We start from the raw sequence: 18,086 nt of genomic DNA on the forward strand, positions 1-18,086 counted from the left end.
CTAGGGCTTGACCGGATTCACGGCGAACTGGATGACGCGGTAGGGCGCGGTATCGCGCGGCGTGGTGTTCCACTGGCTGACCAGGATGCGCAGTTCATCGAGCGTCGAGCCCGGCGAGATGTAGCCGCCGTACGGCTGTGCCAGCTGATTGTCTTGCGGCTCAGGCAGTTCGTCGGCCTGCTCGGGCCAGCCGCCGGCCACGACGACCGTCGTCACCGGCGCGGTGCCGAGTTCCGTCGGCGAGTTCGCGACGCGGACCTCCATGTTGCCGGTGCTGCTGTTGAAGTACGACAGCACGGTCTTGCCGTCGACCTGCTTCATGCTCATCTCGCCGATCAGGTCGCGCCACAACGGAGTTGGCGGTTTGCCCCAGCCCGCCGTGGCGGACCAGCCCTGCCAGCTGGATCGGTCCGTGAACGCCTGCGGCGTGGCCCGGTAGAGGTAGGCCGGGCTGCTGCGGTCGAAGTTGTTGGCGACCAGGTAAACCCAGCCGCGCGGTGAGTCCGCGGTGGGCACCGGGTCGTAGTAGCCCGTGATCTGACTCTGCGCTCCCCCGGCATAACCGGCCGGTCGCACCGAACCCGGCACGGTCGGCCATGCGCCGCGCGTCGGGTCGGCCTTGACCAGTCGCGAACTCGCCGGTCTCAGGTCGCGCGTGGTGGTGATCAACAGGTAGTTCTCCCGGTTGATGCTCACCACGCCAGCCGGAAGTTGCGATGTGCCAGGAACTTTGGCGTCGGCGAGCAGCGGCTTGTCGATGCCCATGACGCCGCGGTACCGCAGGCCGTCCGGTGAGTTGATGGAGTCGGTCTCGACATGCAGTGCGACGGGCGCATACCAGCCGCCGAATCCGACGCCCTGCCCCGCGAAGCTGTCGCCACAGATCTGCAGGATGCCGCTCGGGAACTCCATGAATTCACAGAGATCCGTCGCACCGATGCCGTAATCGGCTGTCGGCGTGCCGGTTCCGGCCACCGGACCGATGCGTGTCACCTGCCCGACGGCCAACGGTTTGAGCACCGGAGTCGGTACCGGCGCAGGCGGATCCGCCTGCGCCGCCGGCACCCCCATGCCGAACCCGAGCACCAGCGCCGCGACCGACGCTGCCCCCGCCCGCAAGATCAGCGCGTGGCGAGCAGCTCGGCGATCTGAACAGTGTTGAGCGCCGCGCCCTTTCGCAGGTTGTCGCCCGAGACGAACAATGCGAGGCCACGACCGTCGGGCACGCCCGGGTCCTGGCGGATGCGGCCGACCAGCGAGTCGTCGGCGCCGGCGGCGGCCAGCGGCGTCGGCACGTCGACCAGCGAGACGCCGGCCGCGTCGGCCAGCAGCTCACGGGCCCGCTCAACCGAGAGCGGCTGCGCGAATTCGGCATTGATCGACAGCGAGTGTCCGGTGAAGACCGGCACGCGCACGCAGGTGCCACTCACAGCCAGCTCCGGGATACCGAGAATCTTGCGGCTCTCGTTGCGCAGCTTCTGGTCCTCGTCGGTCTCGCCCGAGCCGTCGTCGACGAGCGAGCCGGCCAGCGGGATGACATTGAAGGCAATGGGCGCAACGTATTTCACCGGTGCCGGGTATTCCAGCGCCGAGCCGTCGTGCACCAGCTGCTCGGCACCGCCGATGACGGCGCGGGCCTGGGATGCCAGTTCGTCGACGCCGGCGAGCCCGGATCCGGATACGGCCTGGTAGCTCGACACGATGAGGCGGGTCAGGCCGGCCTCGTCGTGCAGAGGCTTGAGCACCGGCATGGCGGCCATCGTGGTGCAGTTCGGGTTGGCGATGATGCCCTTGGCGAGCTGCTTGCCGCGGACGTCGCGTTCGAAGTTGACCTCCGAAACCACCAGCGGCACATCGGGATCCTTGCGCCACGCCGACGAGTTGTCGATCACCGTCACGCCGGCGGCGGCAAAGCGCGGGGCCTGCACGCGCGACATGGTCGCGCCGGCGGAGAACAGGGCGATGTCCAGACCCGACGGGTCGGCGGTCTCGCTGTTCTCGACCTCGATCTCCTGGCCGCGGAACGTCAGCTTCTTGCCCTCGGACCGCGCCGAGGCGAAGAACCGCACCGAGGTCGCCGGAAAGTCGCGCTCTTCGAGAAGCTTGCGCATGACCTGGCCGACCTGACCGGTCGCACCCACCACACCGATGTTCACCATGACTAGCGCCCCGTTCCGCCGTACACCACGGCGGCCTCTTCGCTGGCGAAGCCGAAGGCCTCGTGCAGCGCCGAGACGGCGGTGTCCAGCTCGGTGTCCTTGACCAGCACCGAGATTCGAATCTCGGAGGTCGAGATCAGGTCGATGTTGACGCCGACCTCGGCCAGCGTCTCGCAGAACTTGGCGGTGACGCCGGGGTGGCTGCGCATACCGGCGCCGACCAGCGACACCTTGCCGATGTGATCGTCGTACAGGACCTGCGAGAAACCGATCTCGTCCTTGAGTGACGTCAGCTTCTCGACGGCGCCCGGGCCGTTCTCGCGCGAACAGGTGAAGGTGATGTCGGTCTTGCCGTCCTCCACCTTCGAGATGTTCTGCAGCACCATGTCGATGTTGACATCGGCGTCGGCGACCGCGCGGAACACCTTGGCGGCGTAGCCCGGTACGTCGGGCACGCCGACGACGGTGACCTTCGCCTCGCTGCGGTCGTGCGCGACTCCGGTGAGGATGGCGTCTTCCATGGGGATGTCCTCGATCGATCCTTTGACGATGGTGCCGGTCTTGTTGGAGTACGAGGACCGGACGTGAATCGGAACGTTGTAGCGACGGGCGTATTCCACGCAGCGCAGCATCAACACTTTGGCTCCGCAGGCGGCCATCTCCAGCATCTCCTCGAAGGAGACGGTGTCCAGATGACGGGCATTGGGGACGATGCGCGGATCAGCGGTGAAGATGCCGTCCACGTCGGTGTAAATCTCGCAGACATCGGCGTTCAGCGCGGCGGCCAGCGCCACGGCGGTGGTGTCCGAACCACCACGGCCCAGCGTGGTGACGTCCTTGCTGTCCTGGCTGACCCCCTGGAAGCCGGCGACCAGCACGATCAGGCCCTCGTCGAGGGCGTCGCGCAGACGGCCCGGGGTGACGTCGATGATCTTGGCGTTGCCGTGCGTGCCGGTGGTGATCACGCCGGCCTGCGAGCCGGTGAACGACCGGGCCTGCGCGCCGAGGGACTCGATGGCCATGGCGACCAGCGCGTTCGAGATGCGCTCACCCGCGGTGAGCAGCATGTCCATCTCCCGGGCCGGTGGCGCCGGGGAGACCTGGCGGGCCAGATCCAGCAGATCATCGGTGGTGTCGCCCATGGCAGAGACCACGACGACGACGTCATTGCCGGCCTTCTTGGTTTCGACGATTCGCTCGGCGACTCGACGGATTCGCTCGGCGTCCGACACCGAGGATCCGCCGTACTTCTGGACGACGAGCGCCACTGTTCGCGTTTCCTTCTCTGAATTGGCAGCAAGCATTCGCATCAATGCTGCTCCAAGGATAAGGGAGGGGTGAACCCGATTTTGTTGCCCGGTCACCTGCCGGACCTGCAGGGCGGGAGACGTTCGTCACTCCCGCCCGGATCAGAAGATGTCGGTGAGCTTCCGCTGTGCCGGGCAGGCGTCGGTCAGCGCCTTCATCTGTTCGGTGATCTGCGCGTTGATCGCCGACAGCTGGTAGGCCTCGGTCGGCGCGGGGGCGCCGGGCGCCCGGCCCTGGGCGGCGATCCGGTAGGCGTCCAGCGCCGAGGCGAACTGCGAGGCCAGCGTCGCCAGTTGCACGGCGTTGGCGGCAACCTTGTCGCCGGTGACCTTCTGCGCCCGCTCGGCCATACCGTCGGCCCACGCCCGGTAGGCCGTCTCCTCGGCGATGGTCGGGACGCCATTGTTGTTCTTGTCGATCTTCGACTCGATCTGCACGGCCTGCGCCTTGTTGTAGTCGAGCATGTCGCGCACCGGTTTGCACTCCGGCGTCGGCCCGCGGAACTCGGTCTGCCACACCACGAGGCCGATGACGACGGCGAGCGCGACCGCGATGCCGATCTTCCAGCTGCGGTCCAGGCTCAACAACCATCTCGTCAACACGGTCGAACTGTATCGGCACAGCTGGCACCACGCCCATTACACCTGGCCAGGACGTTGTCACCCGACAGCCCGACCTCGTTTTGGCGATCTACCGGACCGGAGTAAACTCGCCAGTGATGTATAGCGCGCGGGTGCTCCTCCTCGGACGCCGCGACGGGGTCTGATCCGACCGGCCTCCCGTCGCGGGGGTTTGAGATGCGCCGGTCCTGACCTTCTTCTAGGTCCCATCAAGACAGACCGGAGCAAAAAACCGTGACCACCTACTCTCCCGATTCTTCTGCCGACTCCTTCTCGTCGGTACGCGCCATCACCACCCCGTCCGGCCCACGCCGTGAGGGCCAGCCGTCCTGGAACACCCAGCGAAATTCCGCGATGCCGGTCAACCGGTACCGCAGCTTCGCCGACGAGGTCGAGAAGATCTCCCTGCCCGACCGCACGTGGCCCGACAAGGTCGCCACGGTGGCGCCCGGCTGGTGTGCGGTCGACCTGCGCGACGGCAACCAGGCCCTGATCGACCCGATGAGCCCCGAGCGCAAGCGCCGGATGTTCGACCTGCTGGTCCGCATGGGCTACAAGGAGATCGAGGTCGGCTTCCCGTCGGCCAGCCAGACCGACTTCGACTTCGTCCGCGAGATCATCGAGCAGGGCGCGATCCCCGAGGACGTCACCATCCAGGTGCTGACGCAGTGCCGGCCCGAGCTGATCGAGCGCACCTTCGAGGCCTGCAACGGCGCGCCGCGCGTGATCGTGCACTTCTACAACTCGACGTCGATCCTGCAGCGCCGCGTGGTGTTCCGCGCCGACCGCGAGGCCGTCAAGAAGATCGCCACCGACGGCGCGAAGCTGTGCGTCGAAGAGGCCAAGAAGTACCCCGGCACGCTGTGGCGCTTCGAGTACTCCCCCGAGTCCTACACCGGCACCGAGCTGGAGTACGCCGTCGAGGTGTGCAACGCGGTCGCCGAGGTCGTGCAGCCCACGCCGGATTGGCCGCTGATCGTGAACCTGCCGGCGACCGTCGAGATGGCGACGCCGAACGTCTACGCCGACTCGATCGAGTGGATGAACCGGCACCTGACGCCGCGCGACTCGATCATCCTGAGCCTGCACCCGCACAACGACCGCGGCGAGGGCGTCGCGGCCGCCGAGCTGGGTTACCTGGCCGGCGCCGACCGCATCGAGGGCTGCCTGTTCGGCAACGGTGAGCGCACCGGCAACGTCTGCCTGGTGACGCTGGGCCTGAACCTGTTCAGCCGCGGTGTCGACCCGCAGATCGACTTCTCCAACATCGACGAGATCCGTCGCACCGTCGAGTACTGCAACCAGCTGCCCGTCGCCGAGCGCCACCCCTACGGCGGCGACCTGGTCTACACGGCGTTCTCCGGCAGCCACCAGGACGCCATCAACAAGGGTCTGGACCAGATGAAGGTCGACGCAGATGCCGCCGACGCCGACGTCGACGACATCCTGTGGCAGGTGCCGTACCTGCCCATCGACCCGAAGGACGTCGGCCGCACGTACGAGGCCGTCATCCGCGTGAACTCGCAGTCCGGCAAGGGCGGCGTCGCCTACATCATGAAGGCCGATCACGGCCTGGTGCTGCCGCGCCGGCTGCAGATGGAGTTCAGCCAGGCCATCCAGAAGATCACCGACGGTGAAGGCGGCGAGGTCTCCCCGAAGGAGATGTGGGACGTCTTCAACGAGGAGTACCTGGCGCCCATCACCCCGCTGGAGCGCATGCGGCAGCGCGTCGACGCATCAGAAGAGGACGGCGGTACCGACACCATCACCGCCATCGTGAAGATCGACGGCGAGGAGCGCGAGATCGTCGGCGCCGGCAACGGCCCGCTGGCGGCCTTCACCGACGCACTGGGTGCCGTCGGCTTCCACGTCAACGTCCTGGACTACTCCGAGCACGCCATGTCGGCCGGTGAAGAGGCGCAGGCCGCGGCCTACGTCGAGGCGTCGATCGGCGGCAAGACGGTGTGGGGCGTCGGCATCGCGCCGTCGATCACCACGGCGTCGCTGCGGGCCGTCGTCTCGGCGGTGAACCGGGCCGCGCGCGGCTAGTCGACGACTGTCAGCTCGGCGCGCCCGGCTCCTCCGACACTCGGAGGACCCGGGCACACCAGCCGACCGCCTGTTCCGCAAAGTCTTGTGCGGTAACGGTTTTGGCCTCGTCAAGCAGCCGTTCGTTGATCAGCGTGGCGACGCCGCCGACACAGAAGAGCGCCGCGTCGAAGCTCTCCTGATCGGCGTCGCGGTCGGGCTGCAGTAACGCCAGGATGGCGGCAGCCACCCGGTGTTGCGCCATCCGGATGTGCTCGGAGACCGATTCGATGTGCCGGGCGTCGGTCAGGAAGATCCGAACGGCCAGCGGGTCGCTCTCGGCATGCTCGATGAACCCGGCCAGACCCAGCGTCAGCCGCGTCTGGACCGTCGCCGACTCGGGCGCACTCCCTCCGGCCAGCATCGCGGCGAACGGCCCTTCCAACACGTCGTCGATGACGGCGCCGATCAACGCACCGAGGCCGGCAAACTGCTCGTAGAAGTAGCGGTCCGTGAGCTTGGCGCGCGCCGAGACCGCACGGACACTCAGCGCCGACAGCCCGCCTTCGCGCCACAACGCCTCGGCCGCGTCCAGCAGCAGCCGGCGCCGATCGGCCCGTCGCTCCTCTGCTGACCTGCCGGAGTACCTGCGCTGCGGCGCGGCGCCTGAACCGGTGCCCGATCCGTCGTCAGCCATCTGGCGCAACCTCCCCCTCCGACTGCCACATGATGTCAAAATCCGAGGAAGGAAGACGGACACCGGTTTCAAATTCGGTCTTCTGGCAATATTACCGACGAGTAAGGTTCAGGGTTCATCTACATAGTGGGGTGGAACATGGCAGCACAGCTCGCCGAGCAGGTCACCGTGGTGGCCGCGGCCGGAACCGAAGGCGGGGGCGCTGCCCTTGACCAGGTTCTCGGGATGTCCATCGCAACCGGCATCATCACGGCCGGCCTGTTGTGGATCGGCTATCTGCACCGGCAACGTCGCATCACCTGGTTGCAGAACCTGGCCGACAAGGCCGGTCGCAAGATGAACCGGCCCGGCTGGGTCGCCTTGCCGTCGCTGCTGTTCATCTCGACGATCATCTGCGCGATGTTCGGCTTCATCTGGGACGTCAGCCTGCACATCGGCAAGGGCCGCGACGCCGGCCCCCTCGCCAACCCGGCGCACTACTTCATCCTGGTCGGCCTGTTCCTGCTGTTCATCGCGGGCTCGCTGTCGATCATCCTGCCGTACGACAAGCCCGGTCCGGCGGCCATCAAGATCACCAAAACCTGGTACGCGCCCGTCGGCGGCGTGCTGATGGCCGGTTGCGGTCTGTACGCGCTCATCGGCTTCCCGCTCGACGACATCTGGCACCGCATCTTCGGCCAGGACGTGACGCTCTGGGGCCCAACACATTTGATGCTCATCGGCGGCGCCGGACTCTCCCTGGTCGCCACGCTGCTCCTCGAGCGCGAAGGCGACATCGCGATGGGTGCCGACGCCCCGGCCGCCCGCAGCAAGGTGCTGCCGTACCTGGCCTTCGGCGGTCTGGTGATCGGTCTGTCGGTGTTCCCGGTCGAATACGACTTCGGCGTCGAACAGTTCCGGCTGGTGCTGCACCCCATGCTGATCGCCGCCGCCGCGGCCATGTCGCTGGTGGCAACCCGGCTGACGCTCGGACGGTTCGCCACCTTCGGCGCCATCGCATTCTCCTGGTTCATCCGGGGCCTCGTCATCCTGGCGGTCGGGCCGATTCTCGGCTCTCCGTACAGCTGGTTCGCGCTCTACCTCGGCTCGGCCGTCGTCGTGGAACTGATCGGGCTGACGCCCCTCGCCAACCGCCCGATCCTGTTCGGTGCGGTGGCCGGCCTGGGCGTGGGCACTGTCGGCATGTGGCTGGAATCGTTCTGGATCGACGCCATGTACCGCACCCCGTGGCCGAGCAGCATGTGGGGTGAGGCGCTGACGATGTCGACGCCCGTCGCCATCGGTATGGGCATGTGCGGCGCGTTGCTTGCTCTGGTACTCACCGGCCAGCGCCTGCCCGCACGTCCCGTCGGCATCGGCATCGTGACCGCGACGGTCCTGGTCATCGGCGTGGCCGTGGCCAACGGCCTCAACGTCACCGTGCCGGAGCACGCCCGCGCACAGATCACCCTCACCGATGCACCGAGCCCGGCCGGTGAGCGCCTCGTGAACGCCGACATCCAGATCACGCCGACCAACCTCGTCAGCGACGACCCGGAGTGGGTGACGCTGATGGCGTGGCAGGGCAAGCTCGCCAATGAGCGCGGCCTGGTCGTCGACCACCTGCAGCAGGTGGGTCCGGGCCACTACCGGTCCACCCGGCCGATCCCGGTCTGGGGCACGTGGAAGACGGTGCTGCGCGTGCAGGATGGCCGGACGATGGCCGCGGTCCCGGTGTATCTGCCGGCCGACCCCGGTATCGGTGCCGAGGAGACGCCCGCGATCTCGACGATCCGCGACTTCATGGAGGAGATCAAGGTCCTGCAGCGGGAACGCAACCTCGACGTGCCGTCGTGGCTCTACCCCGCGGCGTCGCTGATCGTGCTGGTCTGCTCGCTGATCCTGATCGCCCTGCTGAGTTGGGGTGCGGGACGGATCAATTCGCGCGAACAGTTCAGCGCCACCGAGACCAGGGAACCCGTCGGACAGCCGTGACCTATCTCGCCGATCACTCGCTATTGTTGGCACTGCCGGCGTTCGCTCCCGCTTTCGTCGTGGCCGGGGTCGTGGCCTGGGTGGCCATGAAAGACCGGCGCGCCGGCTCCGACGGTGACGAAACCGATTCGGAGACAACAGGTTCAACCGATGAGGACGGTTCCGCGTGACATTTGTGAAGACCTTCGCCGTGGCCGGCGCTGTTGCCCTGGCGCTCGCGGGCTGCGGTGGCAACGACAAGTCGACCGGCAACTCACCGAGTTCCACCGCAAGTGCCACACCGCAGTTCAGCAACCAGCAGGCCCCGCCGGCGCGCGTCTACGTCGACGTGACCATCGCCGGCGGCACCGCCACGCCACTCAACCAGCAGGTGCAGGCCAAACTCGGCGAGCCGATCATCCTGCGGGTCAACAGTGACGCCGCCGACCAGCTGCATGTGCACTCGAGTCCCGAGCACACCTTCGACATCAAGCCGGCGAAGGATCAGCAGTTCCAGTTCACGGTGAGCGTGCCGGGCAAGGTCGATGTCGAGCTGCACCACCTGGACAAGACGGTCGCCACGATCACGGTGCAGTGACCTCTTCGGTCCTCGCGCACGGGCTGGGCGGATCGACTGATCTGCCCATCCCCGTGACGTACGCCCTGATCGGCGCGGCATGGGCGTTGACCTTCACCTTCGCGGTGGTGGCACTGGCGTGGCGCAAGCCGCGGTTCGATCCGCAGACGCCGGGACGCCCGTTGCCGCGCTGGGTGACGACGGCCGTCGACGCGCCCGCCACGCGCTGGACGGTCGGGCTGCTGGCTCTGGCGTTCGCGGTGTGGGTCGCGGTGGCGTCCATCGTCGCGCCTGCCGAATCCGGCAACCCGCTGCCGGGCGTGTTCTACGTACTGCTGTGGGTCGGAATCGTCGCGCTGTCAGTGCTTTTGGGCCCAGTGTGGCGGGTGTTGTCGCCGGTGCGGACCATCGCCCGACTGCTGCGGCTGAGCCGGGACGCGTATCCCGCGCGGCTCGGCTATTGGCCGGCGGCGGCCGGGCTCTTCGCGTTCGTCTGGCTCGAGCTGGCCAGCCCTGACCCGGGTTCGGTTGGCGCCGTGCGTATCTGGCTGCTGGTCTATCTCTGTGTGACGCTGACCGGGGCGGTCGTGTGCGGCACCCGGTGGTGCTCGCATGCCGACCCGTTCGAGGTGTACAGCGTGGTGGCGTCACGGTGTGCGCCGGTGCGGCGCAACGCCGATGGGCAGATCGCCATCGGCAATCCGTTCAATCACCTACCCACACTGCCGGTCCGGCCGGCCACGGTGACGGTGCTCGCGGTGCTGCTGGGCTCGACGGCCTTCGACAGTTTCTCGGCGACGCCGACATGGCGGGGGTTCGTCGAAGCGCACGCGCACGGCGGCTGGCAGGTCACCGCGATGAAAACCCTTGGGCTGGCGGTGTTTGTCACGACGGTCGCGCTGTCGTTCAGCCTCGCTGCCCGCGCCACCGGCGGCGTGGACCGCGCGCGGCGCCGGGAGCTGCCCGGTTTGATGGCGCACTCCCTCATCCCGATCGTCATCGGCTACGTGTTCGCGCATTACCTGACCTATCTCGTCGAGAAGGGTCAGCAGACCGTCTTCCAGCTCCTGGGCCTGCACGATGCGCAGGTGTATTACGTGCTGTCCATGCACCCGTCGGTGCTGGCCACGACGAAGGTGTTGTTCGTGGTGGCGGGGCACATCGCGGGCGTCGTCGCCGCACACGACTGCGCGCTGCGCGTACTGCCCAAGCGCCATCAGCTCACCGGGCAGCTCGCGATGATGCTGGTGATGGTCGGCTACACGTTCACGGGGCTGTACCTGCTCTTCGGCGGTTGACGCCTGAAACCTTGACATCGCCGGGGCGCGGCACAAAACTGAGGACACACGTCATCAGATGGAGGTGGCATGACAGCCACAGTGCCCGCGGAACCCACGCTCAAGCAGTTGCACGGCCGCGCCTTCGCGTCGCTGTACGACGAAATGGACTACCAGGTCGCACGCATCGACGGCACCCTGCCACCCGAGCTGACCGGCACGCTGTTCCGCATCGGCCCCGGCAAGTTCGAGGTCGGCGACACCGTGCTCAAGACCATGTTCGACGCCGACGGCATGGTGTCCCGTTTCGTCCTCGACGGGAAGTCCGTGCGTTTCACCAACCGCTATGTGCGCACCAAGCAGTACCGCAGCGGCGATGTGATGAGCCAGCGCGGCATCACCACCAACGCCCCGACCCTGCGCGGCAACCTGCTGCCGCCGGCCAACACCGGCAACACCAACATGGCCACGATCTGCGGCGAACTCCTGGCCATGTGGGAGGGCGGCCCGCCGTACCAGATCGATCCGGACTCACTGGACACGTTGGGCTACAAGCGCTTCGACGGTGACCGCCTCGGCTATCTCGGCTCCTTCTCCGCCCACCCGAAATGGGATCCGCACACCGGCGACGTCTACAACTTCGGCCTCGACCTGCTGCCCACGCCGCGACTGCGGTGCTTCAAGGTGGACCGCGCCGGCCGGAGCCACCAGATCAGCTCACTGAAGTTGTGGGACATGGTGTGGAACCACGACTTCGCCCTCACCGAGAACCACATGGTGTTCGTGCTGGATCCGTTGCGCCCCAACATTCCGACGCTGCTGCGAACCCGATCGCTCGCGAAGGCCCTCGAATACCAGACCCGCAACGGCTCGACGCGGTTCGCCCTGGTGCCGCGGGACGGGTCCAAGCCCCGCATCATCGAGCACGAGGCACTGACGCACATCCACGTCACCAACGCCTTCGAGGACGGCTCCGACACCGTCGTGGAGTTCTTCCGGTTCGAGGACTCGGACATCTTCGGCAAGCTCGGTAAGGCGTGGCAGGACCCGGCCGATCCGACCGATCCCCGTGCGCACCTGACCATCGATGAGTGGCCCCGCGGACACCTCTCGCGCTTCCGCATCAGCAAGTCGGGACGAATCAGCGAGACGGTGCTATCAGCAACGGCGCCAATGGAATTCCCGCAGTACGACTGGCGCCGTTCGACGCTGCAGCACAACGTCACCTACGCCTGCAAGGCCACCGAGGACGTGGGCCACTACAACGCGGTGACGCGCATCGACCACCGAACCGGCGTACAGACCACGTTCGATTTCGGTCTGGCCCAGACGGGTGAACCGTTGTTCGTACCCCGCTCCCGCACGGCCGCCGAGGACGACGGTTGGCTGCTGGTGCTCAATCACGATCTGCGGAGCCATCGTTCGCAACTCGTGATCTTCGATGCCCGCACCATCGAGGACGGGCCGCTGGCCACTGCGCATTTGGAGCACCACTTGCCGATCGGGTTCCACGGCACATTCAGCCGGCGTATCGCGGGCTGAACACCCGCTTTCGGCACCGGGCGACGGCACACCTGGCGCGCACTGTCCGCGGCGCGCCCAATCATTCTGTCGGACTGTCTGTTTCGCCGCCGTCGTCGCCTCCGCCCTCGGGCGGGTAGAGGGTGGGGTGCCAGTAGTGGTTGGTGCGGGGTTGGCCGACGTCGAGCAGTGGTGGTGGGGTCCAGTGGGCGCGGCCGTTGGCCATGGTGGTGTGCCAGCCGCCGGTGTCGGCGAGGCGGTTGTCGCAGCCGCACGCGAGGGCAAGGGTGGTGATGTTGGTCAGGCCGCCGACGCACCAGTCGGCGTCAACATGGTGGGCTTGGCAGCGCGAGGCCGGCGCGGTGCAGTTGGGTTTGGTGCAGCCGCGATCCCGGGCGAACAGCGCGAAGCGTTGAGCGACGGTGGCGGTGCGACGTGCTCGGCCCAGGTACAGCAGCTGTTCACTGTGCTGGTCGAACACCGCCAGGTAGTGGTCGGCACCATTGGTGGCGGCCATCTGCAGCAGATCCTTGATGGGCAGCTTGCTGCCGGTGTGGGTGAGTGCGACCCCGGTACGCTGCTCCAGTTCGGTGACGGTGCAGGTGGCCACGATGCTGACCGGGACGCCGTTGTGCTCACCGAGCGTTCCGGAGGACAGCAGCATCCGGAATAGCGTTGTGCAGGCGTCGTGGCGGCGCTGGGCCGGGCTGCGGGTGTCGGAGGCGATTTGCTCCGCTGACGGGGTTCCGGAGATACAGGGCTGCGGGTCAGCCGGATTGCACATGCCGGGGGCGGCGTACTTGTCCAGCAGGGCGTCGAGGTAGGCCCGCGCTTCCGGGGTCAGGGTGCCCTGCAGATCCGACATCCCGTCAGGCCGTTGTTTGGACACGGTGACACCGCGCTTGCGGGCGCGTTCGGCATCATCAGGGAGCGGTCCGTCCTGATCGAGCAGGTAGAGCAGCGCGTCGGCGGCGGCCCGCAGTTCTTCGGGGGTTTGGTGCCGCGCCCCGGCAACCAGGGACTGTTCGAACTGCCTGATGGTGGCGGGGTCGACCCAGCCGGGGAGTTTGTTGATGAACCCCGTGATCACTTTCACGTGCTCGGAGTTGATCACGCCTTCGGCCTGGGCCGCGGCGACGAACTCGAACAGCGGCGGCAGCGGCTCTCCGGTCAACCCGGTGCGCGGCGCCACATGCGCGGCGTCGCGGACGCGACGATGGGCTTCGGTGGTATCCACGCGTAACCGGATGCGCAGCACCTCAGCCCAGTTCTTCGCCCCCAACTCCCGGGCCGCGACCTGAGACTGCGCGGCAGCCAGGATCCGGTTATCGACGGCTTCGGCCGCGCATTTGAGGGTTTCGCGGCGGGACTTCAACGCCAACAATGTCGCCACATCCAGACCGCTGTAATCCAGGGATGCGAGCCGCGCGTGCGCAGCTTCGTAGGCGGCGTACGCCTCCTCGACAGCGGCTGGATCACTCAATCCCATACTCGAACACTAGTTCGAACCACCGACAAGAAGCCGCCGGAAATGTGACGCTAGTTATCTACCGTGACCAGCGCAATCAAAGTGACCAAAGTTTTTAGCAGAGACTGCTAGAACAGCATGAACTGGTCGCCGGCCGGGGTCCGGTCGACGAATTCCTCGACATCCGAGCCGCCGACCACATGGCCGAGCAGCGTCATGAATTCGGCGTCGGAGACGAGCGGCACGCCGAGCTCGCGAGCCTGATAGCCCTTGCCCTGCACGGGCGCCGGCTCGTTGCAGATGACGAGCGAGGTCTGGGCGTCGACGCTGTCGGAGTAGGACAGCCCGACGTGCACGATGCGCTCGATGATCTCTTCGTGCGTGCGGACCATCTCGGCCGACAGCGCCACCCGCATGCCCTGCACCAAGGGCTGTCCCGGTACGAACCGGCCCGGGTTGGCGTAATCACATGGCAGCCGGGACGCCAGCACCTTCAGCGGCCGGAGTTCGTCATGCGTGATGGCGCCACTGGGCCAGCGCTTGCGACCCACATTCCGAATGGGCAGCCAGCGCCGGTGCTCACGCGCCGCGGCCAGCGCCGGTTTGAGGATTTGGGCCAGCACCATGGCGTCGTCGAGGGCGTCGTGCGGGCGAATCTGCGTCGCGCCGTAGTGCGTCGCGAGCGTCTCGAGGCGCAGGTTTTCGGTGCCCAGGTTGAGCCGGCGGGTCAGCTCGACGGTGCACATGACGCTGTCGACGGGCAGCACCGCGCCGACGCGCTCGCACTCGGCGGCCAGGAAGGCGTAGTCGAAACCGGCGTTGTGGGCGACCAGCGTGCGCCCGGACAGCACGGCAGCGAGGTCACCGACGACCTCACCGAACGTCGGCTGTCCCGCCAGCATCTCGGAGGTCAGGCCGTGCACGTGCGTGGGGCCGGGATCGACGCCCGGATTGAGCAGACTGCTGAACGAATGCTCGACGTTGCCGTCGCCGCCGAGGGCCAGCGCCGCGACGCTGATGACGCGGGCATGGCCGGGATCGAAACCTGACGTCTCGACGTCGACGACGGCCCAACCCGCACCGGCATCGGTGGCCGGTCGGCCCCAGCCGAGGTTGGTTTCGCCCACGTGGCAAGGATGGCACGGACCCCTGACAAGATTCGGCGGGCACCACAGCGTGTCGCCGTCCGAATCAGGCGATGACCGCCCTCGACGAGGTGCTCGACGCTATCGTCACGGGCATGACCACGATCGACCCCGACGCGCCCGTCCTCGTCACGGGCGCCAGCGGGTATATCGGCAGCTGGATCGTCCGTTACCTGCTCGAAGCGGGGCACACCGTGCACGGGACGGTGCGCAATCCGCAGAAGCCGACCGGCCTGGAGCACCTCCACAAACTGTCGGCCGACCACCCGGGCAAGCTCAAACTCTTCAAGGCCGACCTGCTCGACGTCGGCAGCTTCGACGAGGCCATGGCCGGCTGTGAGCTCGTCATGCACACTGCCTCGCCGTTCCTGCTCCAAGGCGTCACCGACGCGCAGGAATCGCTGGTGCGCCCCGCGCTGGAAGGCACCCGCAACGTCCTGGACGCGGTGAACCGCACCGAGAGCGTCAAGCGCGTGGTGCTGACCAGCAGCGTGGTGGCGATCTACGGCGACGCCCGCGAATCGCGCGACGTCCCCGGCGGCGTGTTCACCGAGGACCAGTGGAACACCACCAGCAGCGTCGACCATCAGCCGTATTCGTATTCGAAGACCGTGGCCGAGCAGGAGGCCTGGCGCTACCAGAAGGCGCAGGACCGCTGGGATCTGGTGACCATCCATCCGGGCCTGGTGCTCGGCCCGTCTCTGACGAGCGCCAGCGACTCGGCCAGCCTGGCCACCATGAAGCAGTTCGCCGACGGCACCATGCTGACCGGTGCGCCGGAGCTGACCTCGGGCATCGTGGATGTGCGCGACGTCGCCGACGCCCACGTACGCGCCGGCTACACACCCGAGGCGCACGACCGTTACCTGGTCAACGCCGCCTCGCTGAGCCTGCTGGAGATCGGCCAGATCCTGCGCGCCAAGTTCGGCGTCCTGTATCCGTTCCCGTGGCTCAACGTGCCCAAGCTGGCGGTCAAGGCCGTAGCGCCGGTCATCGGGCTGACGCGCGAGTTCGTCGACACCAACGTGGGCTACCCGCTCGTCTTCGACGCCAGTCGCAGCCAGAGCGAGCTCGGATTGGTGTATCGACCCATCGAGCAGACCGTCACCGACCACTTCCAGCAGATGCTCGACGACGGCATCGTGCGCAAGCGGCCGAGCATCCGGCTGCCGTAGTGGGCACCCTCACACGTGTCGTCACATTCGGGGCGCCCCTCCTAGACTTCCGGGGATGATCACCGCACGAGGACGCGTCGCGCTGGGCGCGGGCGCCGCCGCCCGGTGGGCGTCGCGCGTGACGGGCCGCGGTGCCGGCGCCATGATCGGCGGGCTCGTCGCCATGAAGCTGGACCCGTCGATCCTCGGACAGCTCGGCTCCGGGCGGCGCTCCGTCGTCGTCACCGGGACCAACGGCAAGTCGACGACGACGCGGATGACGGCGGCGGCGCTGGCGACCCTCGGGCCGGTGGCGTCCAACAGCGAGGGCGCCAACATGGACGCCGGGCTGATTGCCGCGCTGGCCGGATCGCGCAAGGCGACGCTGGCCGCGCTCGAGGTCGACGAGATGCACGTGCCGCATGTCTCCGACGCGGTGGATCCGTCGGTGATCGTGTTGCTCAACCTGTCTCGTGACCAGCTGGACCGTGTCGGCGAGATCAACCACATCGAACGGACGTTGCGTGCCGGACTGGCCCGTCACCCCAAGGCCGTTGTCGTGGCCAACTGTGACGACGTTCTGGTGACCTCGGCGGCGTACGACAGCCCCAATGTCGTCTGGGTCGCCGCCGGTGGCGGCTGGTCCGGCGATTCGGTGAGCTGTCCGCGCAGCGGTGAGGTGATCGTCCGCGAGAACGGGCACTGGCATTCGACCGGTACCGATTTCTCCCGGCCGACGCCCCAGTGGTGGTACGACGAGACGAACATCTATGGGCCGGACGGCTTTACCGCCCCCATGACGCTGGCCCTGCCCGGCACGGTGAACCGCGGCAACGCGACGCAGGCCGTGGCCGCCGCGGTCGCGCTGGGCGCGTCACCCGCCGCGGCGGTGGCCGCGGTGTCGACGGTCGACGAGGTCGCCGGACGCTACCGGACCCTGCACGTCGGCGAGCACACCGTGCGCATGCTGCTGGCCAAGAACCCCGCCGGCTGGCAGGAGGCGCTGTCTATGGTCTCCAGCGATGTTGCGGGAGCGGTCATTTCAGTGAACGGCCAGGTACCCGACGGCGAGGATCTGTCGTGGCTGTGGGACGTGAACTTCGAGCACTTCGTGGACTTCCCGGCGCCCATCGTATCGGCGGGCGAGCGCGGCACCGATCTCGCGGTGCGCCTCGGCTACGCGGGTGTCGACCACACGCTGGTGCACGACACGTTGGCCGCCATCAAGTCCTGCCCGCCCGGGCACGTCGAGGTCATCGCGAACTACACGGCGTTCCTGCAGCTGAATCGGGAGCTGGCATGAACACGCCCGTCCGCATCGGCCTGGTCCTGCCCGACGTCATGGGCACCTACGGTGACAGCGGTAATGCCGTCGTGCTGCGACAGCGCTTGCGGCTCAGGGGAATTGACGCCGAGATCGTCGAGATCACCCTCGACGACCCGGTGCCGGATTCGATGGACCTCTACACCCTCGGCGGCGCCGAGGACTATGCACAGCGCCTGGCTACCCGCCACCTGCTGCAATACCCGGGCCTGCAGCGTGCCGTCGAGCGCGGCGCTCCGGTGCTGGCGATCTGCGCCGCCATCCAGGTGCTCGGACACTGGTACGAGACGTCGTCAGGCGAGCGCGTCGACGGCGTCGGCCTGCTGGACGTGACGACCTCGCCGCAGCCCGAACGCACCATCGGCGAGGTGGCGTCGGTGCCGATGCTCGACGGCCTCACCCAGAACCTCACAGGCTTCGAAAACCACCGCGGCGGAACCGATCTCGGCCCGCTGGCCAAGCCGTTGGCGCGCGTCGAGAAGGGTGCCGGCAACCGCGCGGGGTCGGGCTACGACGGTGTCGTACAGGGCAGCGTGGTCGCCACCTACCTGCACGGCCCGTGCCTGGCCCGGAATCCGGAGCTGGCCGACTACCTGCTGGCTCAGGTGGTCGGTGAGCTGCCACCCCTGGAACTGCCCGAGGTCGACCTGCTCCGCCGCGAGCGCCTCGCCGCACCGCGCCGGGCTTGACGCCGGCGAAAGCGCTTGAGCCCGTTGCTGTGAACTGACTGTCAACGCGCACGTGCGCGGTTTCACCATTCGACAACCGGGTAGATACGAGCCACCACTGCCCAGCTCGAGAGGTGTGCTCATGTTCGACTTCTTCTGCCCCCAGTGTGGCGACTTCACCTTCGAC

General features: G+C 67.5%; 16 protein-coding genes. 9 read left to right on the forward strand and 7 right to left on the reverse strand.

The window, feature by feature from the left end:
• The 4 genes from VXD91_RS15605 to VXD91_RS15620 all read right to left on the reverse strand — a co-directional run bounded on the left by VXD91_RS15605 (position 1) and on the right by VXD91_RS15620 (position 4,069).
• Positions 1–1,071: a DUF4185 domain-containing protein gene (locus VXD91_RS15605; RefSeq protein WP_212814539.1), complete on the reverse strand. Its 1,071-nt coding sequence runs from the start codon at positions 1,069–1,071 to the stop codon at positions 1–3.
• A gap of 50 nt (positions 1,072–1,121) precedes the next feature.
• Positions 1,122–2,159, reverse strand: coding sequence for an aspartate-semialdehyde dehydrogenase (locus VXD91_RS15610; RefSeq protein WP_212807363.1), 1,038 nt, complete (start codon positions 2,157–2,159; stop codon positions 1,122–1,124).
• A gap of 2 nt (positions 2,160–2,161) precedes the next feature.
• Positions 2,162–3,427 (reverse strand): aspartate kinase, encoded by a 1,266-nt coding sequence (locus VXD91_RS15615; RefSeq protein ID WP_061001435.1) that lies wholly within the window; start codon positions 3,425–3,427, stop codon positions 2,162–2,164.
• A gap of 141 nt (positions 3,428–3,568) precedes the next feature.
• Positions 3,569–4,069 (reverse strand): hypothetical protein, encoded by a 501-nt coding sequence (locus VXD91_RS15620; protein WP_225433761.1) that lies wholly within the window; start codon positions 4,067–4,069, stop codon positions 3,569–3,571.
• Between the two features lie 252 nt (positions 4,070–4,321).
• Between VXD91_RS15620 and leuA the strand changes: the two genes are divergently transcribed.
• Positions 4,322–6,136 (forward strand): 2-isopropylmalate synthase, encoded by a 1,815-nt coding sequence (gene leuA / locus VXD91_RS15625; RefSeq protein ID WP_212807364.1) that lies wholly within the window; start codon positions 4,322–4,324, stop codon positions 6,134–6,136.
• Positions 6,137–6,146: 10 nt separating this feature from the next.
• On the opposite strand, the gene VXD91_RS15630 is transcribed toward leuA, so the two are convergent.
• A complete protein-coding gene (locus VXD91_RS15630) occupies positions 6,147–6,812 on the reverse strand; it encodes a TetR/AcrR family transcriptional regulator (protein WP_212807365.1) in 666 nt (221 codons plus the stop codon).
• Positions 6,813–6,950: 138 nt separating this feature from the next.
• On the opposite strand from VXD91_RS15630, the gene VXD91_RS15635 reads away from it, so the two are divergent.
• From VXD91_RS15635 to VXD91_RS15655, 5 genes are all read left to right on the forward strand, one after another.
• A complete protein-coding gene (locus tag VXD91_RS15635; RefSeq protein WP_212807366.1) occupies positions 6,951–8,786 on the forward strand; it encodes a hypothetical protein in 1,836 nt (611 codons plus the stop codon).
• Entirely contained in the window at positions 8,783–8,956 is a 174-nt protein-coding gene (locus VXD91_RS15640) for a hypothetical protein (RefSeq protein WP_212807367.1), read from the forward strand. The genes VXD91_RS15635 and VXD91_RS15640 overlap by 4 nt, the downstream gene beginning before the upstream one ends.
• Positions 8,953–9,363, forward strand: coding sequence for a hypothetical protein (locus VXD91_RS15645; RefSeq protein WP_212807368.1), 411 nt, complete (start codon positions 8,953–8,955; stop codon positions 9,361–9,363). Before VXD91_RS15640 ends, VXD91_RS15645 begins: the two co-directional genes overlap by 4 nt.
• On the forward strand, positions 9,360–10,640 hold the full coding sequence (locus VXD91_RS15650; RefSeq protein ID WP_212807369.1) for a hypothetical protein: 1,281 nt from the start codon (positions 9,360–9,362) through the stop codon (positions 10,638–10,640). The genes VXD91_RS15645 and VXD91_RS15650 overlap by 4 nt, the downstream gene beginning before the upstream one ends.
• 69 nt (positions 10,641–10,709) lie before the next feature.
• Entirely contained in the window at positions 10,710–12,161 is a 1,452-nt protein-coding gene (locus tag VXD91_RS15655) for a carotenoid oxygenase family protein (RefSeq protein WP_244872743.1), read from the forward strand.
• 61 nt (positions 12,162–12,222) lie between these two features.
• Here VXD91_RS15655 and VXD91_RS15660 read toward each other — a convergent pair whose 3' ends face one another.
• Positions 12,223–13,629 (reverse strand): DUF222 domain-containing protein, encoded by a 1,407-nt coding sequence (locus VXD91_RS15660; RefSeq protein WP_346415846.1) that lies wholly within the window; start codon positions 13,627–13,629, stop codon positions 12,223–12,225.
• A 107-nt stretch (positions 13,630–13,736) separates the two neighbouring features.
• Positions 13,737–14,735 carry a DEDDh family exonuclease gene (locus tag VXD91_RS15665; RefSeq protein WP_346415847.1) on the reverse strand — a complete coding sequence of 333 codons (999 nt, stop codon included), beginning with the start codon at positions 14,733–14,735 and terminating at the stop codon, positions 13,737–13,739.
• 71 nt (positions 14,736–14,806) lie between these two features.
• Between VXD91_RS15665 and VXD91_RS15670 the strand changes: the two genes are divergently transcribed.
• Genes VXD91_RS15670 through VXD91_RS15680 form a run of 3 tightly spaced genes read left to right on the forward strand, consistent with a single transcriptional unit; the run spans position 14,807 to position 17,920 of the window.
• Complete coding sequence (locus VXD91_RS15670) at positions 14,807–15,928, forward strand: aldehyde reductase (protein ID WP_212807372.1); 1,122 nt, start codon at positions 14,807–14,809, stop codon at positions 15,926–15,928.
• Positions 15,929–15,983: 55 nt separating this feature from the next.
• Positions 15,984–17,210, forward strand: coding sequence for a Mur ligase family protein (locus VXD91_RS15675; protein ID WP_212807373.1), 1,227 nt, complete (start codon positions 15,984–15,986; stop codon positions 17,208–17,210).
• Positions 17,207–17,920, forward strand: coding sequence for a type 1 glutamine amidotransferase (locus VXD91_RS15680; RefSeq protein ID WP_212807374.1), 714 nt, complete (start codon positions 17,207–17,209; stop codon positions 17,918–17,920). Before VXD91_RS15675 ends, VXD91_RS15680 begins: the two co-directional genes overlap by 4 nt.
• The last annotated feature ends 166 nt before the right edge of the window (positions 17,921–18,086 follow it).

It is taken from the genome of Mycobacterium sp. SM3041 (assembly GCF_039668335.1).
Classification (GTDB): Bacteria; Actinomycetota; Actinomycetes; order Mycobacteriales; family Mycobacteriaceae; genus Mycobacterium.

Bases quoted from the DNA above. Each gene is read 5' to 3' on its own strand.
- VXD91_RS15610 (WP_212807363.1), bottom strand. From the start codon at position 2,159: ATGGTGAACATCGGTGTGGTGGGTGCGACCGGTCAGGTCGGCCAGGTC.
- VXD91_RS15605 (WP_212814539.1), bottom strand. From the start codon at position 1,071: ATGGGGGTGCCGGCGGCGCAGGCGGATCCGCCTGCGCCGGTACCGACT.
- VXD91_RS15635 (WP_212807366.1), top strand. From the start codon at position 6,951: ATGGCAGCACAGCTCGCCGAGCAGGTCACCGTGGTGGCCGCGGCCGGA.
- VXD91_RS15670 (WP_212807372.1), top strand. From the start codon at position 14,807: ATGACCGCCCTCGACGAGGTGCTCGACGCTATCGTCACGGGCATGACC.
- VXD91_RS15660 (WP_346415846.1), bottom strand. From the start codon at position 13,629: ATGGGATTGAGTGATCCAGCCGCTGTCGAGGAGGCGTACGCCGCCTAC.
- VXD91_RS15680 (WP_212807374.1), top strand. From the start codon at position 17,207: ATGAACACGCCCGTCCGCATCGGCCTGGTCCTGCCCGACGTCATGGGC.
- VXD91_RS15655 (WP_244872743.1), top strand. From the start codon at position 10,710: ATGACAGCCACAGTGCCCGCGGAACCCACGCTCAAGCAGTTGCACGGC.
- VXD91_RS15630 (WP_212807365.1), bottom strand. From the start codon at position 6,812: ATGGCTGACGACGGATCGGGCACCGGTTCAGGCGCCGCGCCGCAGCGC.
- VXD91_RS15675 (WP_212807373.1), top strand. From the start codon at position 15,984: ATGATCACCGCACGAGGACGCGTCGCGCTGGGCGCGGGCGCCGCCGCC.